The sequence below is a fragment of the Alteromonas sp. ABE4_545 genome, assembly GCF_056161325.1.
Window position 1 is genome coordinate 63,349 of record NZ_JBSWYY010000005.1, and the last position, 20,652, is coordinate 84,000.

General features: G+C 46.6%; 17 protein-coding genes. 5 read left to right on the forward strand and 12 right to left on the reverse strand.

Features of this window, described 5'->3' with window-relative positions; genetic code table 11:
- Positions 1-14: 14 nt before the first annotated feature.
- The 10 genes from ACXAH6_RS06665 to ACXAH6_RS06710 all read right to left on the reverse strand — a co-directional run bounded on the left by ACXAH6_RS06665 (position 15) and on the right by ACXAH6_RS06710 (position 16,003).
- Complete coding sequence (locus tag ACXAH6_RS06665; protein ID WP_474876044.1) at positions 15-968, reverse strand: ABC transporter permease; 954 nt, start codon at positions 966-968, stop codon at positions 15-17.
- Positions 969-1,039: 71 nt separating this feature from the next.
- Complete coding sequence (locus ACXAH6_RS06670; RefSeq protein WP_474876045.1) at positions 1,040-2,431, reverse strand: CmpA/NrtA family ABC transporter substrate-binding protein; 1,392 nt, start codon at positions 2,429-2,431, stop codon at positions 1,040-1,042.
- A 560-nt stretch (positions 2,432-2,991) separates the two neighbouring features.
- Positions 2,992-4,734 carry a bifunctional protein-serine/threonine kinase/phosphatase gene (locus tag ACXAH6_RS06675; protein ID WP_474875866.1) on the reverse strand — a complete coding sequence of 581 codons (1,743 nt, stop codon included), beginning with the start codon at positions 4,732-4,734 and terminating at the stop codon, positions 2,992-2,994.
- Between the two features lie 88 nt (positions 4,735-4,822).
- Positions 4,823-6,289, reverse strand: coding sequence for a NarK family nitrate/nitrite MFS transporter (locus ACXAH6_RS06680; protein ID WP_474875867.1), 1,467 nt, complete (start codon positions 6,287-6,289; stop codon positions 4,823-4,825).
- A gap of 300 nt (positions 6,290-6,589) precedes the next feature.
- Positions 6,590-7,582 carry a glycosyl transferase family protein gene (locus ACXAH6_RS06685; protein ID WP_474875868.1) on the reverse strand — a complete coding sequence of 331 codons (993 nt, stop codon included), beginning with the start codon at positions 7,580-7,582 and terminating at the stop codon, positions 6,590-6,592.
- Positions 7,554-8,465 (reverse strand): uroporphyrinogen-III C-methyltransferase, encoded by a 912-nt coding sequence (gene cobA / locus ACXAH6_RS06690; protein WP_474875869.1) that lies wholly within the window; start codon positions 8,463-8,465, stop codon positions 7,554-7,556. The genes ACXAH6_RS06685 and cobA overlap by 29 nt, the downstream gene beginning before the upstream one ends.
- Entirely contained in the window at positions 8,456-11,209 is a 2,754-nt protein-coding gene (locus ACXAH6_RS06695) for a nitrate reductase (protein WP_474875870.1), read from the reverse strand. Before ACXAH6_RS06695 ends, cobA begins: the two co-directional genes overlap by 10 nt.
- A 26-nt stretch (positions 11,210-11,235) precedes the next feature.
- Positions 11,236-11,589, reverse strand: coding sequence for a nitrite reductase small subunit NirD (nirD, locus tag ACXAH6_RS06700; RefSeq protein ID WP_474875871.1), 354 nt, complete (start codon positions 11,587-11,589; stop codon positions 11,236-11,238).
- 10 nt (positions 11,590-11,599) lie between these two features.
- Complete coding sequence (gene nirB, locus ACXAH6_RS06705) at positions 11,600-14,152, reverse strand: nitrite reductase large subunit NirB (protein WP_474875872.1); 2,553 nt, start codon at positions 14,150-14,152, stop codon at positions 11,600-11,602.
- Between the two features lie 285 nt (positions 14,153-14,437).
- Positions 14,438-16,003 carry a SulP family inorganic anion transporter gene (locus tag ACXAH6_RS06710; protein ID WP_474875873.1) on the reverse strand — a complete coding sequence of 522 codons (1,566 nt, stop codon included), beginning with the start codon at positions 16,001-16,003 and terminating at the stop codon, positions 14,438-14,440.
- A 248-nt stretch (positions 16,004-16,251) separates the two neighbouring features.
- Here ACXAH6_RS06710 and ACXAH6_RS06715 point away from each other — a divergent pair, with 248 nt between their 5' ends.
- From ACXAH6_RS06715 to ACXAH6_RS06730, 4 genes are read left to right on the forward strand one after another with little or no spacing between them, the layout of a single operon-like run.
- Positions 16,252-17,217 carry a CsgG/HfaB family protein gene (locus tag ACXAH6_RS06715; protein ID WP_474875874.1) on the forward strand — a complete coding sequence of 322 codons (966 nt, stop codon included), beginning with the start codon at positions 16,252-16,254 and terminating at the stop codon, positions 17,215-17,217.
- Entirely contained in the window at positions 17,214-17,528 is a 315-nt protein-coding gene (locus ACXAH6_RS06720) for a hypothetical protein (RefSeq protein ID WP_474875875.1), read from the forward strand. Before ACXAH6_RS06715 ends, ACXAH6_RS06720 begins: the two co-directional genes overlap by 4 nt.
- A complete protein-coding gene (locus ACXAH6_RS06725) occupies positions 17,525-17,899 on the forward strand; it encodes a DUF4810 domain-containing protein (protein WP_474875876.1) in 375 nt (124 codons plus the stop codon). Before ACXAH6_RS06720 ends, ACXAH6_RS06725 begins: the two co-directional genes overlap by 4 nt.
- Positions 17,889-18,587 (forward strand): GNA1162 family protein, encoded by a 699-nt coding sequence (locus ACXAH6_RS06730; RefSeq protein WP_474875877.1) that lies wholly within the window; start codon positions 17,889-17,891, stop codon positions 18,585-18,587. The genes ACXAH6_RS06725 and ACXAH6_RS06730 overlap by 11 nt, the downstream gene beginning before the upstream one ends.
- Before the next feature lie 10 nt (positions 18,588-18,597).
- Here ACXAH6_RS06730 and ACXAH6_RS06735 read toward each other — a convergent pair whose 3' ends face one another.
- Together ACXAH6_RS06735 and ACXAH6_RS06740 are read right to left on the reverse strand one after the other, a co-directional pair.
- Positions 18,598-18,921, reverse strand: a complete 324-nt coding sequence (locus ACXAH6_RS06735) for a helix-turn-helix domain-containing protein (RefSeq protein ID WP_474875878.1) — start codon at positions 18,919-18,921, stop codon at positions 18,598-18,600.
- 10 nt (positions 18,922-18,931) lie between these two features.
- Entirely contained in the window at positions 18,932-19,381 is a 450-nt protein-coding gene (locus ACXAH6_RS06740; RefSeq protein WP_474875879.1) for a hypothetical protein, read from the reverse strand.
- Positions 19,382-19,686: 305 nt separating this feature from the next.
- On the opposite strand from ACXAH6_RS06740, the gene ACXAH6_RS06745 reads away from it, so the two are divergent.
- Complete coding sequence (locus tag ACXAH6_RS06745; protein WP_474875880.1) at positions 19,687-20,631, forward strand: AEC family transporter; 945 nt, start codon at positions 19,687-19,689, stop codon at positions 20,629-20,631.
- Positions 20,632-20,652: the final 21 nt, after the last annotated feature.

The following is a 20,652-nucleotide window of genomic DNA, read 5'->3' on the forward strand; positions in this document are numbered from 1 at the left end:
CGTTTTTCCTCCACTTAGCGCAATACGCTGTTTTTGTCCCAGCTCACAAAACGCTGCACGCTGAGCATAATTCGATCAAGCACAAAACCGATAGCACCAATGGTTAATACCGCCACCATGATACGAGCCAACGACTCAGAGCTACCGTTTTGAAATTCATCCCAAACAAACTTACCTAGGCCCGGGTTTTGTGCGAGCATTTCCGCCGCTATCAATACCATCCAGCCAATACCCAGCGATAGCCGTAACCCCGTGAATATCATTGGGATTGACGCAGGCAATACAATTTTAGTTAGGTGGGTAAGTGAATTTAAACGCAATACCTTACTGACATTAACCAAGTCTTTATCAATGTTTGATACCCCAACCGCGGTATTAATCAAGGTTGGCCATAAGCAACACAAAGACACGGTAAATGCCGAAGTAACAAAAGATTTTGCGAACAAAGGGTCGTCACTCACATAAAGGGCACTGACCACCATGGTAACCAATGGTAGCCAGGCCAACGGAGAAACGGGCTTGAATAACTGAATTAATGGGTTGATTGCTGTGTAAGCAGACTTTGATAAACCGCACAAAATACCCACTGGCACCGCGATGACCGACGCAATCACAAAGCCGATCATCACTGTGTAAAGGCTCGTCCAAATCTGGTCGATAAAGGTTGGAGAACCAGTAAACGGGCGAATTTTAGGTACGTAGTTTGGGTCTTTAGCTACACGCTGTGCATTGCGCTTTTCCTGACGCTCATAAAAAGCGTCGGCTTTTTCACGCTGTGCAAAGTGCTCGTTTTTTAAAGACACCGCTTGTTCCCATACCTGTGCAGGCCCGGGAAACTGCCCCAACGACGTATCGATACTTTTCGCGACACCATTCCAAATAGCGAGAAACAGTAACAGGCCAACGATGGGCAGGATCAGTGCTGGTAACTTAGAAAACAGCGTATTCTGCAACGACTGAGCGCGCATATTACCCATAAAATTAACCAGTTGTGCGGTTTTGTTCATCATAGTCTCCTCAGCCCATGGCAACACTGTCCTTAAAGGACAGTGTCTCCTTTCAGGCCAATATCAAAAGATTCGAGGTAAGCATTCGGCTTAGTACCGTCGAACACCACACCATCGATAAATTCACTTTGTGCAGGCTTGTAACCAGACTCAGTGGCAAAATCAGGGAAGTCAGCTGCGTCGGCTTTACCTTCAGCAATCAGTGCTTTTGCGGCTTGCGCGTATATGTCTGGGCGATAAACACTCTTCGCCGTTTCCATGTACCAATCATCTGATTTAGGCTCTGCAATCTGACCCCAACGACGCATTTGCGTTAAGTACCAAATCGCGTCACTGTAATAAGGGTAAGTGGCGTTATGGCGGAAGAATACGTTGAAGTCTGGCACTTCACGTTTGTCGCCTTTTTCGTATTCAAAAGTCCCTGTCATACTGTTTGCGATAACGTCTTCGTCTGCGCCAACGTAACTGCTTTTCGCGAGGATTTTTACCGCTTCAGGACGGTTAGCATTGTTGTTAGCATCTAACCACATCGCAGCACGAATCATGGCTTTAACCACGCGTATGTGGGTATTAGGGTTTTCTTCTGCCCATTTTTTGCTTACACCAAAGACTTTTTCTGGGTTGTTTTTCCAGATTTCGTAGTCAGTGATCACAGGTACACCAATACCTTTGAACACCGCTTGTTGGTTCCAAGGCTCACCCACGCAATACCCGTAAATAGTGCCGGCTTCCATTGTTGCTGGCATTTGTGGTGGAGGCGTAACTGACAATAACGCTTGTGCGTCAATCTGACCTGAGGTATCCCCTTTGTGAGGCGCGTAGTAACCAGGGTGAATACCACCAGCAGCTAACCAGTAACGCAGCTCATAGTTGTGTGTTGATACAGGGAACACCATGCCCATGTTGAATGGCTTGCCTTGTTCGCGATAGCTGTCGACAACCGGCTTGAGGTAATCGGCTTTAATCGGGTGAACTGGCTTACCGCCTTCCTGGGGAATGTTAGGCTTCATGGCTTCCCAAATATCATTCGATACTGTGATGCCATTACCGTTAAGGTCCATGCTAAACGCTGTAATAATATGAGACTGAGTACCAAAACCAATAGTCGCCCCTAGCGGCTGCCCCGCTAGCATGTGCGCACCGTCTAGCTGACCATCGATTACGCGGTCGAGTAGTACTTTCCAGTTCGCTTGCGCTTCAAGTGTTACGTAAAGGCCTTCGTCTTCGAAGTAACCTTTTTCATAAGCCACAGCCAGTGGTGCCATGTCAGTCAGTTTGATAAAACCAAACTTCAATTCTTCTTTCTCAGGCCAGCCAAGTTCTTCGGCTTGAGCATTTAGGGTAAACGTTGCAGATACGACAGTGGCGGCAATGGTCAAGCTGCTTGCAATAACCTTTGCTTTGCTCTTGATGTCGAGAATCATTTTCGACGGATTCATGTGTGTTCCTCTTAGCCAAAAAAAAGCCCACGCAGTCTGATCCACATCAGACTGCGCGGGCTTCGTTGCCGGTGTAAAAGCCGCTAACCATTAGCAACTTTTAACATTCAAATTTTGTGTACGCGTTGTTCGCCGAAACTGCTAGCGAGTTATTTTTTTGAGAAATAACGCACAAAAGGAATAGCATTTTTGATGCCAAATGAAAAAAACACTTAAATTACATGTGGATACTTAAAAACAGGTGGCACAAGGCATATCAGAAGGTGAAAACTTGATTTATTTATGTGCGTTTCATGCACTACCTTTGTACATTTTTCATTCTATTAACATTTAGTATTGGTGCATAAGCCTCGACAAAAACACCCGCGACAGAACTAAATAAATATAGAAAAGCGTCGTAAATTCATAACCTTGAGCTACATTAACGACGTAAAAATATCAGCAAGTATTAAAAAATTAGACCAAAGTGACCGTGAACAACTTTATAGACTAAAGTCTAGTAAATCGATGGCGCTACCGTGTGGAGGTAAAGTTCTCAAGAAGCGTTAACGACTTAAAAGCCACCATTGAATTAACACGATGCACAACAATGTTGCACTTATCCATTGCCAAAGTTGCAATGGATTGCGCTCAATTAGAGGCTGTTTTCGTTCAATTTGAATGATGTCTGCTGATGGTTGCATAAGCGCAGATTCAAATTCGGAAAACGCCAAATAGCGGCTTTCAGGATTCGCTTTCAATGCTTTTTTTAACGTTAAATCGACCCATCTAGGCATATCCAAACGATGCTTTGTTATCGCTTTATATTGCCATTCTCCATAATGACTGGGGATATACTGCTCATAGGGAAAGGGCTTAAACGGCAAAGCCCCAGCAAGTAATTCATAACACACCACCGCACAGGAAAATAAATCACTGCGAAAGTCACTGCGGTTATGCAACAAATATTCAGGCGCAATATAGTTAACTGAACCCAATGGATGATGTGACGCCAGTTGCTCCCCAACCTCTTCCTGTGACGCCACTCTCACTGTACCAAAGTCGATTAACTTTACTTCACCATGTGCATTAATCATCACATTTTCAGGTTTTACATCGCGGTGAACCATCTGTTGACGCTGTAAAGCTCTAAGCGCGGCAATGAGTTGCGTGATAATTCGCCGTACTTGGTCAAGGGAAGGGCGCGGGTTGTCTATCATCCATTGGCGCAGAGTTTGCCCTTCAATATACTCACATATATGGTACATAAACTGGGCATCTTCAGGCCGCGGCCAAACCTTCATCACATGAGGGTTATCAATATGTTGGCCTATCCATTCCTCGCGCAAAAAGCCGTCTAGTTGAACGGGATCATCGGCAAAATAAGCAGACGGCACTTTTAACCCATAAACGTGGTTAGAAGCTTCATCGACAACTTTATACATGGTACTGCGCGTACCGTTAAACAAGGTATCAATAACACGCTTACCTTCTAGCTTCATACCAGGAGATAGATCAGGTGGGATCGCGAGCTTACTAAATTGGGCGCATGCTTCCTCTAAACTGCTTGCTGGCAAAGTATCAACATGCGCCAATACACAACTTACGTTGTCGTCACTGCCTTGCTCAAGCGCAGCCAGACATATTTTTTTGGCCAAGGCTTCTAGAGTTTCCTGGCTCGTTAGTGGGTTATCTTGTGCGAAATCGGCAATCAGTGCCTTTAACTGTTTTCGCGACAATACATCATGCACACCGTCAGTTGAAAGTAAGTAAACCTCTCCCACGTTTAGTGGAAACTGTTTAAAATCGACATCTAAGTTAACATCAATGCCTAACGCGCGAATTAGCACCGCATTGTCACCTTGTAACATCGTATGGTCGTGGGTGAGTTGTTCCAGATCCTTGTTGGCAAATCGATAAATACGACTGTCACCAATATGAAAAAGGAAACCCGTCGACGACTTGCAAATCAACCCACTAAAGGTAGTCACGGTTTGGCTGCGATCGCTATGCGCGTAATCTATTTGCCCTTGGCACCAACGGTTAATACTGTCCAATACCTGACTGGCCGATTTTTTCACTGTCCATGAGGCCGCTGTTTGTATGTAATCGGTAATAAAAGTAGTAGCAGCGAGGTTGGCCGCTTCTTTTGCTCGGCTGCAAGCAGACACACCGTCTGCGATGGTAATCACCACCCCTTTATTTCGTAACCCTGCTCCTTGCCCGTGCCATGCGGCAAACGCATCTTGGTTTTCAGCTTTTTGTCCCGCTGTGCTATAGCCGCCAAAAGACACATGTAAACTTGCCACAGTTGCTACCACCTCGCTATTTTGAGATTACCTGATCGAACAACGCCAGACATAGGTCTGGCGTTGATAGTAATAGAAGCTTAAGCCGTTACGCAACGTCGATAAGTTGTACCGAACCGTCCTCTTTCACTTCTGCCATTTGACCACTTGGCTCTCGCATAAACAATAAGGCGACAAAACCCAGCACTGCGGTACCACTGATCACAAGGAAAAACGTAGACGTATCGACAATAGAATAGATAGTGAGGTATGTCACCGCGCCCACATTACCATAGGCCCCAGTCATACCGGCAATTTGGCCAGTCAGACGACGTTTAATTAACGGCACAACAGCAAATACCGCCCCTTCTCCCGATTGAACAAAGAAAGAACACGCCATTACCGCTAACACTGCTAGCCAAATAGGCCAACTCGCATCGATTAAACTCAATGAAAAATACCCCAGCGCCAAACCAGCCGTTAAAATAAGGAGGGTTTTCTTACGACCAAAGCGATCTGAGATTAAACCACCACCAGGGCGAGACATCAGATTCATGAAAGCATACATACCAGCAAGTAAACCTGCTGTTGCCATACTTAACTCAAAGGTTTCAGCAAAAAATGCCGGCAGCATAGATACAACCGCTAATTCAGAGCCAAATGTGGCGAAATACAAAATATTCAGTACAGCCACTTGCTTAAATGAGTAGCGGTGAATTTCAGGTACTTCTTTTTCAAATAACCCTTTATTCACTTTAAAGGTTGAATACGCATCAAAGGCATACAAAGCCGCGAGCGCAATATATAAGGTAGTTGCGACACCATCACTCAACATAGACACACCAGCAGGAGACAACTTCCACGTGAGTAATGCTAACGCTAGATACATCGGGGTTTTCATCACTAACAAAAACAGGAAGTCACCTTTACTTGTTACTTCCATTCCGCCTAAATTTTTAGGGCGAAAATAGGTCGATCCCTTGGGGGTGTCTGTTACATTGGAGTAGTACACCACGCTAAAAATCAAACACAATACACCGGTTATCCCTACAGCGTAGCGCCAGCCGTCATCACCACCGAATACGATAGCAAGTGTGGGTAAAGTAAATGCAGCGGCTGCAGAGCCAAAGTTACCCCAACCGCCGTACACGCCTTCAGCAGTGCCCAGCTCTTTGGGTGGAAACCATTCGCTCACCATACGAATACCAACAACAAACCCTGCACCAATGAAGCCCAAAGCAAAACGCGCTATGGCCATTTGCACAAAGTTGTCGGCCAATGCAAACGCAAAACAAGGCACAGAACAGATTAACAGTAATGCTGAATAAACCCGATGTGGGCCAAATTTATCGGTTAACGCGCCGATAATTACTCGGGCTGGAATGGTGAGTGCAACGTTGAGGATCAACAGCGTTTTCCACTCACTGATCGACAAGCCCATGTCACCAACAATGGCTTGCTTTAAAGGTGCCATATTGAACCACACCACAAAGGTGACAAAGAAGACCATCCACGATAAATGAAGGATTTTCATTTTGCCGGTGAACGACATCAAATTAAACTTATCCGCACTCATGCTTGTATCCTGTTACTGAAAAAAACTCAAAAAAAAACCCACAAGTAGTGGCATAACACCAATACTCGCGGGCTTCATTGCGCTTGCGAATGCCTTGTTCGCGCAAACAAGGACCATTCAATATTTTTTCGTTCTTATTGTAGGTATTGCCCTCTGGAGGAGGTCAATATTGCTTTATAGTTAGCACCTACAGTGCCAACTTTTATTTCATATATAAATCAGCAAGTTAACAAAAAATAAGACGATACCCCATTCTATTGAAGCACCATAAAAATGCATTACTGCACCTTTATGAATCACCTAGGCAGAATGAAAAGGGAGCTGATTACGCGCTCTCGCTTGCCAAACCTCATTCGCTCTAACGTAGGCCTGCTCAACCGACACCTGCTCTAGCAAAATTAAGTAAGCGGCGAGTGTGCCAAGTACAGCCTGTTCGCCATAATGGTGATTGGTATCCTGCTGCCACACTGCCAACATGTCATTGACATCCATTTCTTTGTCTTTGAAAGCCCAGCCTTCCTGTTCAGGAAGTGTCACCACTTCGCCCTGCCCTTGTCGACAAATAAACAATTCGGTTTTACTTTCTTGGTTAACTTCAGGGTCGCCGCCATCTCCACGAAAACACAGCGCGCTGATCTGCTTATAATTCTCGTTCACGTGATGGTGTTTTTCATCCAAATGCACGTGATGTACCCCTTGTACACTAAAGGGAGCATGCGACGGGTTGAGTAAGCGAGCCAGGGTGTTCGCACAAGAACGCAGCCCAAATTGCGCGCGCAGTTGAATAATCTCATTGAGTTGAGGGTGAAATTGCCCCAAGTCTAAATAAGTCGCGCCACTTTGTTCCAACTGTTTCGCCGCGCCTGTTACCGACTCGGCTAATGGCAACCCCAAATCAGGTAGAACATGGCTTGCATATAAACGCTGGGACCCCGTTTCATGGGCACCGTGAAGGCATACCTTCACGCCTTGTTGCACCAAAGCCGCGACCGCAAGCAAATACCAAGGTTGCTGCCTGCGCTTACCGGCATAACAGCCAATGTCTAACTGCGCATGTAATTCACGTGTTTCTTTAACCAAAGACTCACGACACGCATCGGTAAACCCAGTGATTTCATCCGGCGTTTCTTCTCGGGTTCGCAGCAGCATTAAAAATGCACCGCGCTGTTCACCTGTTACTTCTCCCGCCAGCACCATTTTCATGGATTCATACGCTTGTTCACGCGTGAGACACTTACCGCTTTTTTTTCCTTTGCCGATTAAATTAATATATTGGCTGAACGCTTGAGACATGCTTGGCTTCCTGAAGTAATTCAAGCGAAACCTGCTGCCTGGAATCAATAACATGACCGAACATTAATAGCGCCGGCCCTGTAATATTGGTGTTGGCTAGGTTATCAACGATTGTCGATAGTGTGGCGGTAAAAACACGCTGATTTTCACAACACGCGTTTTCTACAACAGCAACAGGCAGAGTGTTCGCAACACCTTGAGATTGTAATCTTGACACAATTAAAGGCAAGCGTTTCATTCCCATATACATCACTAGTGTTTCGCGCTCCAACATACCCGCTACCTGTTCCCATTCCGGCTCTTTACTCGGATCTTGTAAGTGGGCAGTCAGTAAACGAACTGACTGAGCGCAACGGCGGTCAGTTAACGGGATCCCCGTAAAAGCAGAAGCCCCGGATGCCGCAGTGATCCCCGGCACAATAGCAAAAGGTATGTGATTAGCGGTGAGTAAATCGGTTTCTTCGCACGTGCGAGCAAATACCGCTGGGTCGCCACCTTTTAATCGCACAACGGTTTTCCCTTGTTGTGCCAAGGCTACCATACGCTGACAAATTTCAGATTGCGGCATACTGTGCTTGCCGCACCGTTTTCCCACAAACTCTCGCGCAACATGACGCGGAATTTCTGCAAGCACCGACTCGTTAACCAGCCAGTCAAACAACACCACATCTGCGGTTTGCAAGAGTTTCCATGCTTTCACGGTGAGCAATTCCGCATCGCCGGGCCCTGCGCCTACAATGAAAACACGACCTTGGCGCGATTCCCTTGTGGCTGTACTGTGCCAATTGGTTGTGTGATTTACGTTGGTGGTCTCTTTTAACCCAAAAAGTTTAAAACAGTCGACAGCCGCTCGACTCCAGCGCTGATAAAAAGTTACTGACATACTGTTTCTCCATTGTCGGAAATAAGGGTAATGGGAATATTGGCTTCACTGGTCACTCGTTCCACCATGGTCGCCAGCTCAGAACGACATGAGCCACAGTTGGTGCCGCACTTGAGGGTTTCCCCTAGGGCATCAACACTGGTTGCGCCATCCAGAATCGCTTGCTCTATAGGTTTTTCTCTCACCCCAAAGCAGCTACAAATCAGCTTACCTTGCAAATAGGCATCGTCAGGTGTTTGGCGTAGTAAGGCTGCGCGATGTTCCGAAGTCAGTGAGTCAGCGGTAAATATTTGTTCCAGCCAGTCTGATGGCAGATGAGTGAGTTGTTGACCTACAAAACATGCGGCCACCAATTTGTCTTCTCTTACAACCAAGATACTTGCACCCTGTTCGCCTTGAATAGTGGTCACGGTGGCCGAATCACCCCACAAGGCGTAGACTTTAGCGAGCAACTCACTGACTGTCAGGTCAGTAGCAAAATTCACACTGAAACAATGTTCTGCGGGTACCTTGACCCAATATTCAAACCAATGGCTCAACAGCGACAATAGATGCTGTTCAACTACCACTAATTGGCCTGCGTACGCATATTCTACAGGCGACAGCGATACTGCGCCGTGTTTTAACTCAGGTTGCCCAGATATCGCATCATTCGCACCACTGAATAATTTGCCTATCGCACAATGCGAACCCCAGGTTTCTGACCAATGAATAGGTGCGAACACACTACCCGGCTTTTGCTTAGGCGTAATTGTTAGCGGCAGTATCACAGGGCGCTCACCACTTTCTGCACTGTTGAGCGCCATAAGCTGTCCGGCTTCTACACCCAGTTTTTCTGCGTCAGTGGGGTTTATTGCCAGTTCAGCAGTACCCGTATGTTGCAAGAGTTGTGTGGCTTTACCGGTACGTGTCATGGTGTGCCATTGGTCTCGCATACGGCCCGTATTTAAAATAAAAGGGTAATCGGCTGACGTAGTTTGTTCAGCTGCAACCGGCGTTATGGGAATAAAATTGGCTTTTTTCGTTGACGTATAAAAATTGCCATCGGTGAATAAACGCTTTGTCCCTTCTTTTGCTTGGCCGTTAATTGGCCATTGCATGGGAATAAAGCCGTCGTATTCTGCTTCGGTTATGTCTGCTAAACCTGAAATATCGAACGCCCGTGAACCATTATTATTTACACCACTGAGCTTGGCATGTTCGCGAAACACTTCGTAACTCGATGCAAAATCAAAACCGTGGTTAAAGCCCATACGCTTGGCCACCTCACACATAATTTGCCAGTCGTGCTTGGCTTCGCCATAGGGAGGAATTAAACCGCGCTGGCGAGAAATTCGACGTTCAGAGTTCGTCACCATACCGTCTTTTTCAGACCAACCAGTAGCGGGCAACGCGACAGTGGCAAAGTTTAGTGTGTCGTTGCTGCTAACAATATCCGACACGACAACCGTTTCACATTGCTTTAGCGCGGCTTCCACTTCCACGCGGTTTGGCATACTAACAACAGGGTTTGTCGCCATAATCCAAACAAACTTGATCTCTCCTGCCGCCATACGCTTGAACAAATCAACTGCTTTTAACCCACCTTTTGTCGCCATTGTTGGAGACTGCCAAAACCCTTGTAATTGTTCGCGATGGTCAGGGTTATCAATATCCATATGCGCCGCTAGCATATTTGCTAACCCGCCTACTTCTCTTCCACCCATAGCATTGGGCTGCCCAGTAATAGAAAATGGGCCTGCGCCCGGCTTGCCAATTTTCCCCGTTGCAAGATGACAGTTAATAATGGCATTGCCTTTATCTACACCCGTTGTAGATTGGTTTATGCCCATCGAAAAGAAGGTAATAGCTTTCTGTTGCTGTGCAAATGTGCGGTAAAAATCTGCAAGATCCTCTGGGTCGAGCTCACAGTAAGCGGCAGTTTTTGCCAACGTCCAAGACTCAGCTTGCGCTAATGCCACGTCAAAGCCTTGTGTACTGGCTTGAATAAAGTCTTTATCCAACGCTTGGTTGTCGGCCAAATACTGTAACAGGCCATTAAAAACCGCTGCGTCGGTACCAGGTTTTAGGGGTAAGTGCAGATCAGCCAAAGAACAGGTGGCGGTTTCTCTGGGGTCGACCACCACCACTTTCATATTCGGGTTACGTCGCTTTGCTCGCTCCATGCGTTGGAATAACACAGGATGAGTCCAAGCCGCATTACTCCCCGTTATGATCAGCAGGTCACACTGCTCAAGGTCTTCATAGCTACAAGGTACCGCATCTGCACCAAAAGCACGTTTATAAGCCGCCACAGCCGAAGACATACACAAACGCGAGTTGGTATCGATATTGGCGCTACCAATGTAACCTTTCATTAGTTTATTGGCGACGTAATAGTCTTCAGTTAAGAGCTGACCCGACACATAAAACGCAACAGCGTCAGGGCCGTGCTCCGCAATGGCGGCTGACAATTTATCTGCAACGTGTTGAGTAGCGGCATCCCACGTCACAACACGCCCGTTTATTAATGGCGAATGTAAACGCTGGGACTCACCGTTTGTTTCAAGTAGATGACTGCCTTTAACACATAATCGGCCAAAATTAGCAGGGTGTTCAGATGTTCCCTGTAAATCACTAAGTTGTTTTGAAGCAGGCTGGGTAGGATCACATAAAACATCAACACCACAGCCTACTCCGCAATAAGGGCATGTACTTTGTTTGAGTACCGGCTTTTGCTGCTGTGTCATTGTTGATAATGGCATAACTTGCTTCTCCACTGTGCCTAACACTAGGCGGCAATTTGTACGGTGTTGTCTACAATACGTACGTCATACACGACAACGCTACAGTCATCGCTTTCGTAGCAACGCCCTGAAACTAGAGAAAAGTGTTGTTTATACAGTGGCGAAGCCACAACGATATCGTCGCCAATAGAGCCAAGAATACCGCGGTATAACACGTTAGCTTTGCCAATTGGGTCCCAATTGCTTATTGCAAATACTTGTACACCGTCTTTCGACTCAGTGGTAAACAGTGCTACTTGCTCGTCATTCACTAACGCACAAACACCACTGTTTTTCACTAAGTCATCCACAGAACAGATATCTTGCCATACCGAAGTATGTTGATTTAACGCTTCCATAAATGGCCTCCTATTCAACCAATTCGACAGTAATAATTTCATTGCCCGCTCGCTTTTCAACTTCCGTTGCAGGCCTTACTTGACCGCGTTCCATCACAAACTGGATGTTAGGATCGGTATTTTGACTATTCACAAATTGACGGAAACGTTTACGTGCTTCAGGCGACTCCACTGTGGTTTTCCATTCACACTGATAGTTCTCTACCACTGTTTCCATTTGCGCTTCAAGTTCATCATTAATACCCAACGAATCATTAATAATGACATCTTGAAGATAGGCGAGACCGCCTTCCATATTGTCCATCCACACAGACGTACGCTGTAAGCGGTCTGCGGTTTTAACGTACAACATTAAAATGCGGTCGATGTATTTGACGAGCGTTTCGCTGTCTAAATCGGTGGCGAACAAGTCGGCATGACGAGGCTTCATGCCACCGTTACCACAAACATAAAGGTTCCAGCCATTTTCAACGGCAATCACACCGATGTCTTTGCTCTGTGCTTCTGCACATTCACGGGTACAGCCAGAGACTGCAAATTTAATTTTGTGTGGCGCACGTAAACCTTTGTAGCGGTTTTCTAAATCAATCGCTTGGCCTACTGAATCTTGTACGCCGTATCGACACCAAGTACTGCCTACACACGACTTCACAGTACGCAACGATTTCGCATACGCGTGACCCGTTTCAAAGCCGCCTGCCACCAGGGCTTCCCAGATTTCAGGGAGTTGGTCTACACGAGCGCCAAACAAGTCGATGCGCTGGCCGCCGGTAATCTTGGTATAAAGGTTATATTGCTTGGCAATCTCGCCCAACAAAATCAGTTTTTCAGGTGTAATTTCACCACCGGCAACGCGAGGAACAATAGAGTAAGTACCGTCTTTCTGCATGTTGCCCAAGTAGGTATCGTTGGTATCTTGCAAGCTTACGTGCTGCTGTTTAAGGATGTAGTCGTTCCAAACAGAAGCAAGAATTGAACCTACTGCAGGCTTACAAATGTCACAACCCAGCCCTTTACCGTGTTTGTGTAGTAAAGTGTCAAAGTCGTGAATACCTTCAACTTTTACAATGTGGAACAGCTCTTGGCGGGTATGATTGAAGTGTTCACATATCGCTTTCGATACTTCTACGCCACGTTTCTCCAGTTCGCTGTCGACAACGTTTTTCAGTAATGCGGCGCAACCACCACAACCGGTGCAAGCTTTAGTTTCAGACTTAATATCGCCAACGCTACAACATCCACCGTCAATCGCAGTGATAATGTCGCCTTTTGCTACGTTGTGACATGAACAAATCACCGCAGTATCTGGCAAGGCGTCAGCCCCCAGTGCCGGTGCGGCATCACCGCTTGAAGGTAAGATTAAGCTCTCTGCGTGTTCAGGTAGGGTGATATCGTTGAGTGCATATTGCAATAACGTGTCGTAGTCGCTGGTATCGCCTACTAACACGGCGCCCAGCACTTTCGTTTGTTCTTGGTTAACAACCAGCTTTTTATACACCCCATCAGGCTGGTTGAAATAGGTGTAACTTAATGCGCCCGCTGTGCGTGCATGGGCGTCGCCAATAGAGCCAACATCTACGCCCATCAGCTTGAGCTTAGTGCTCATGTCTGCCCCTTCAAATGCTAGCTCGCCACCAGCAATATGCGACGCGACAACTCGCGCCATACTATAACCCGGTGCGACCAAACCAAATATACGGTTGTCCCATAGCGCACACTCACCAATAGCATAGATAGACGGGTCTGACGTGACACAGTGATCATCAACAACAATCCCGCCGCGCTCACCTACCGCCAAACCAAAACTACGAGCAAGTTGATCAGAAGGACGAATACCTGCCGAGAACAAAATCATATCGGTTTCTAAGAAGGTATCGTCTGCGAAATTCATGCGATAACGACAATCTTCACCCGCCACAATTTCTTGCGTAGCTTTTTGAGTGTGTACCTTTACACCTAACTCTTCAATTTTTGCTTTGAGTACGTCACCGCCCAAGTTATCAAGCTGTACCGCCATTAGTTGTGGTGCAAATTCAACAACGTGAGTATCAACACCCGCTTGCTTTAGTGCATTAGCGGCTTCAAGCCCTAGCAGGCCACCACCCACAACGACACCCACCTTGCTTTGGCTAGCAGACGATTCAATGGCTTCCAGATCTTCGATGGTTCTGTATACCAAACAATGAGGTTGCTCGTTACCGGGAATGGGGGGAACAAAAGGGTAAGAACCCGTTGCCATTACCAGTACGTCATACGCGAACGTGTCTCCTGCTTCGGTGACTACGTCTTTGGTTTCACGATGAATTTTATCCACTTTTGCATTAACAAAAAACTCAACGCCCCACGCTTTGTAGGTTGCTTCGTCGGTCATTGCCAAATCGTCTGCGCTGCTGCCTTCAAAATATGAAGACAAATGTACGCGGTCATAAGCGAGTCTTGGTTCACCCGACAATACAGTAATATGACAATCTGCGTCACTCTTTACCAACTGCTCAACGAAATGGTGCCCAACCATGCCGTTACCTACGACGACGACTCGTTTTTTTGAGGTAGTTTGATTCATTGTGAAACCCTTTTTTTGAGTCAAAAAAAAACCCACAACCAACGAAAGTTAGTTGTGGGCTTCTTTGCCATGCCTGATGCTGCGACAGTCTCACAACATCGAAATTGTTCAGTTCCGCGAGTTCACTACGGTTGTGATACTCATTATGCGTCTCTTTCTATCAATCAACATTAGTGCCAATATTACTTTAACCATAATTTCAGGCACTTAACGAGAACACAAAAACACAGTGAAAGGCGAATTGCACCAACATCATGCAACATCGCCCCATGTTGGCACGTTCGCTTATGCGAGCTTGTCTGTAGCTACACGGTAACGTGGGTCTTCATTCACGTTAATTTCTACAAACTTATCCGCTTTCTTCAGCAAGCCTCGGCACTCTTCACTAATGTGACGAATGTGCAGCTTCTTGCCAGCTTCTTCGTATTTGTCAGCTAGGCTATCAAGCGCATCAATACCTGACGAATCCCAAATTCGGCTGTTATTAAAGTCGATCACCACATCATCAGGGTCATTAGCTACATCGAACATTTCTTTAAAATGATGAACCGAGCCGAAGAATACCGGGCCGCGAAGCTCGTATACCTTCCAACCATCATCATCGATATGGGTTTTACTCTCGACATAACGAGCGGCTTTCCATGCGAAAACTAATGCCGAAACAATCACGCCCACCACAACAGCAATAGCAAGGTCGGCAATCACAGTTACGCCAGTTACCAAGAACAGCACAAAGGCATCTTCTTTGTTCACCCCACGGATAATGCGGAAAGAAGCCCATTCAAATGTGCCAATAACCACAACAAACATAACACCCACAAGAGCCGCAAGCGGGATCATTTCAATTAACGGAGCTGCAAATAAGATAAACCCAAGCAGTACAACCGCAGCGGTGATCCCCGACAAACGCCCGCGCCCACCAGAGTTAATATTAATCATACTCTGACCAATCATGGCGCAACCGCCCATACCACCGAAGAAACCATTCACAGTGTTCGCTACACCTTGGCCAACACATTCTTTGTTGCCACGACCACGCGTGTCGGTCATCTCGTCAATCAGTGTTAGTGTGAGTAATGACTCAATCAAACCCACAAGACACAAAATGACCGATGTAGGTAAAATGATCATGAAGGTATCCCAATTTAGCGGCACCATTGGGATAGCAAAAGACGGTAATTCACCGGCTAAAGAAGCCGAGTCTTTTTGGTCAGCAGGCAGCATATCACGCACAAAGTCGATGACGGTACGTGCTTCAAGGTCAAGGCCGTGAACTAATAAGGTAATCGTAATAATGGCCGCAAGCGACGCAGGTACGGCTTTGGTTAGTTTAGGCAACAAGTAAATAATGGCCATGGTGATCGCTACCAAACCTAGCATCATGTAGAGCATTGAGCCTTGCATCCACACGTGTTCACCTAAGGCATTGGTTACCTTGAACTGGCCCAACTGCGCTAAGAAAATGACGATGGCGAGGCCATTTACAAAGCCCAACATGACCGGGTAAGGCACTAAGCGAATGAACTTACCGAGCCGCATAACACCGCACAGTATTTGCAGCAAACCCGCGAGTATGACCGCAGCAAACAAATACTGCACGCCATGTTGTGCAACCAAGGCAACCATGACCACAGCCATTGCGCCTGTTGCGCCCGAGATCATACCGGGGCGTCCACCGATCGCAGAGGTAATCAACCCCATCATAAATGCGGCGTACAAGCCAATCATGGGTTCAACACCTGCCACAAAGGCAAATGCCACCGCTTCAGGAACCAGCGCGAGTGCTACGGTGATCCCAGACAAGACATCATTCTTAATGTTGCTGTCTTTATTATTAATTATATTGAACATAGTTTCTCAATTGGCGTTTGATTAAAAAACGGTCGGCGATTCTACCACCACTGATGACAAATTTCCTTTAATAGATTGTTAAAAGTGGCGGATAAAGCCAATAAACTCGCAGGCTAAGTGTGTACCAAAATTGTCTTCAAATGTATCAGTTTGTAGTATTTAAAGCTGGCCTCTTTCACGAACAAAAAATCCTTCATACACTAGCCTCATCCGCTGAACCTTAATCAGCGATTTCAAGAGAGGACCGCATGAAAAAGCAACTTTTGACCGTTATCAGTCTAGCCGGAGTTATGGCGTTATCAGGCTGCACTAGTGCAACCCGCGGCACCGTAAACCCTGTACCTGTGACCCAACCAGATATTAGTCCAACGCTCATGGCCGAAGATACGCGAGCATTGAAACGCGTAGTCGCCATTTCCCGATTTTCAGATGAAACCAAGCGCAGTAACAGCTTTTTAGTCGACTACAACGGTGACCGTTTAGGCAAACAAGCCTCAGATATTCTCGCCAGTCGCCTTACCGATTCGAACAAGTTTATTATGCTTGAACGCGACGCCCTCAACGCCGTACAAACCGAAGCTCAATATGCTGGTAAAGCATTGGAGTCTGTGGGTGCCGATTACCTCATCGTCGGCTCTGTGTCTGAATTTGGTCGCTCGACGAATTCAGAAGTGGGCGTGTTCAGCCGCAATAAAATTCAAATCGCCACCGCTACCGTAAATGTGCGACTTATTAACACCCGCAATGGCGAAATCATTTATTCTGAAGAAGCCACAGGTGAAGCCCGTACCGAGGCAAACCGTGTTTTCGGCGTAGGCGAAACCGCAGGCTACGATACCAGCTTGGACGACAAGGCCGTATCCGCTGCTATTTCCAAATTAGTAAGCAATATTATGGAAAACCTCCTCGACGCACCATGGCAAGCCTATCTTGTTGGCGTTGACCAAGGCTTTTACATGATGACGGGTGGCGAAAGCCAAAACGTGAAAGTGGGTGACAACTTCACCGTGTATACCGAAGGAAAGCGCGTGAAAAACCCGCAAACCGGTATGATGATAACGTTACCGGGTAAGCCTGTGGCCGAAATAGAAGTGATGAGCCTGGTAGGCACAGGGCAAAACGAACTCTCTCTTTGTCGGCTCAAAAGTGGCGACATCGACAACAAAGCCCTTGCTAGTTTAGTGGTAAGAGAAGCGGAAGGAGCACAACTATGATCCGTATCCTCATTGTATGTGTGGCACTCACACTGTCAGCATGTAGCACTCATTATTCAGAAACGCGACAAGTGGATGACCAAGGCTTTCTGCAACTCAGTGGCGAGTTTGTAGGTAAAACACTCTACATAGACGGCATTGCTGTTCCACTGGATAAGGCTAAAACGTTCAGTCTCGACGGCGCAAAGGTCGCGAAGTTTGCCATTGACCCCGGCACCCACATTATCGAAGTACACGACAACGGTGATGTGAAAGTAAAGCGCAAGATATACATTACAAACGGCAACGTGTTTGAAGTGATCGTGCCATGAACGGAACCAAAAAGTTACTCATAGCGGGCTGTGTAGCTGTGATTTTAGCTGGGTGCTCAAGCACTCAGCCTCTTTATTACTGGGGCAATTACAGTAATACTGCCTACGATTACCAACAACAACCCTCTGATAAAACGTTCAAGCGCCACCGTCAGACTTTGCGCGACATTGTTTATGTCGCCGAAAACAAGGGTAAGCAGGTGCCACCGGGTATTTATGCAGAGCTGGGGCAAATGGAGATGCAGTCTGGGAATGTGAGAGCTGCGCGCAGTTATTTTCTAAAAGAGCAAAGTACCTACCCTGAATCCACTCAGCTAATGACGCTTGTATTAACACAACTAGACAAGCAAGAGGCCGCCAATGACAATTAGAAATGCGCTCACCTTAGTTTGGGTTATCGTGGCTCTTTCAGGTTGTACAACCATTGAACCGCTGACCAAACAAGAAAAATACCCCCTCATGTATCAACAAAACCCAAAAGCCATTTTGGTAGTGCCTGCGGTTAATCGCACCACAGCGGCAGACGCACCAGAACTTTACAGTACAACAATTGCTAAGCCTCTTAGCGAGGCGGGGTATTATGTTATGCCAATTCCATTGGTGGCGATGCTATTACAACTTGAAGGCGTAACAGACGGCGCTCAGTTACAAAACGCCCAAGCCGATAAATTCAAAACCCTTTTTGGTGCCGACGCGGTGTTGTTTGTCACCATTACTCATTGGAATACTGATTACTATATTGCCGGTGGCGCCGTATCTGTGGGGGCTGATTTCAAATTGATTTCAACGTCTACAAACCAGGCATTGTGGCAGTTTCATCACGTCATAGAAGTAGATACGTCGAGTGAAAGCAAAGACTTGCTGGTACAACTCATCTCTACTGCGCTATCAACAGCAACAACCGATTATTTGCCGCTTGCGCGAGATGTGAACGAAGCAGTAATTTCAACTCTGCCCAAAGGGCCATATCACCCACGCTACCAACAAGATGGGCAAGACGCCGTGACTACAAGAAATAAAAGTCGTGAACAAAATGAAGGGATTAATATTCAATTTTAGCCATCTACGGCTAAACAGCATGACCTAGTAGCCAATACATCACGGCACCGCCCGCTAACATGCCAATAAATACAGAGCCTGCAATCAGTAGCTTCTCTTTGTGAAGCTCAACAGATTGCAGGATATCCGTACCTACTTTGGGTACGATAGCCAGTTCATCCTGCGGGATTTCCAGTACCGCGCACAACCCCATTACGGTTTCTGTGGCGGCATTGCCTTCTTTTTCCACCCGCTGAATAGTGCGGAGACTCACTCCGCACATTTCAGCCAACTGCTGTTGGGTCCATTGGTGTTGTTTTCTTAGCGATTTCACGCGTAACGCGTTAATTTCCACCTCAAACTCCTTATGCGGCGAAATACTTCACTAAACTTGCGACTGCCGAACCAAACCCAAACCCCGCAAAAAACAAGAACAAGACTTTCATCCAAGTATTCTTATTCTTCTCGATGTAGGCCTTTTTCTGCGAAGCCAGCAAGGTTCCATCTTTAAATAAGCTGCATTCCAACGCGCCGCACATCAGGCTTGTCACTTCATAACGCACTTTGTAGTCGTGAGCTCCGTGGGTAAATTCGTGCTCACTCACACAGCTGAGTAACGCTCGCTTGTCTGATACTGGATTGTCGTTCACATAAACGGTCTCTTTGCCTGACCACGCAGATCCGTGAACCGCAATGTCGGTGCCTTCGTCCTGAAAGTAAAACCAATACCCATCGATTAATGTCACTGTAGCCATAGCGTTTTGTTGTGCCTGTGAGTTAAGAGTTGCCGATGTATTCGTGTTTGATTGTGCCATAGTATTGCTCCTTTTAAAAAACGCAAATCGCGATACTGCTGCATTCCCCTCATGGGAGTTGAGCAGATGAAGCAATTTCAGCACAGCAGCGCTAAAAACGTGACGACAGCCATGTGACGACGTAACGATAGCAATATGACAGCTGCTATAAAAAGAAAGATTAAAAGATAGTAAGCGCACACATACAAAATACCATTCACGCTGTGGTAAGCGGTGTGCTTACGATATTTCAGGCCAAGACCCCTTGTACTCTTGGCCCTGACTCAGTAGCCTTATCGCTCCCCTAATGCCGTAAGATCTATAAAATGGAAACCAGCACTTTCGACTTCGCCTTTACCGTTATTGGCCCCGTTCTTTTGTTACTCGCGATGGGCAATTTGCTCTATCGTCGTGGGCTATTAAATGACGGATTTGTTGAAGCCGGTTCCAAGTTGGTTTTTACCATTGCCCTTCCTGCATTGCTGTTTTTATCCATTAGCCAAGCAGACTTTAGTCATGCTGCCAACCCAACATTAATTGGTGTCGGACTCGTCGGCACACTGTTGTTTTTTTGTTTATTAATGGGGTTTAGCCACTTTGCAGTAGAAAAAGCGCAAGCGCGGGGCGTGGTAGTGCAAGGTGGGTTTCGAGCCAACATGGGCATTATCGGCTTAGCCTATTGCGCGAACACCTATGGCAACGACGGATTAGCGGCGGCATCTGTGTATTTGGGCTTGGTGACGATTTTGTTCAACGTGCTGTCTGTTTTTGTGCTGAACTTTTATCTCGATGGTCAACGCTCGGCTATGAGCCATATTAAAGGCATTGCTACCAACCCACTTATTATCGCCATTTTACTGGCCTTACCCTTTTCTTATTATCAGGTAACCTTGCCAGTGATCTTTACCACAACTGGCGAATATTTTGCCCAACTCACGTTGCCATTAGCACTCATTTGTACAGGAGCGTCACTGCAGTTTCGTTCATTCAGTGATGATTGGAAAGACATTAGTATTAGCACAGTAAGTAAATGCTTACTTTACCCATCATGTCTGGTTGGTATGGCATATTTGATGGGCATTCGAGGCATGGGGTTAGGCATTATCCTGTTAATGTCTATCGCACCAACCGCCGCCGCGAGTTACGTGATGGTGCGCAACCTCGGCGGTGATCATCGCTTGGCAGCCAGTATTATCGCGGTGACAACGGTTATCTCGCTGCCGGTCACCATTGCAGCATTTGGCACGTTGAATACCTGGCAATTGTTGTAGCCGTATTCGGGGTTGCCACTA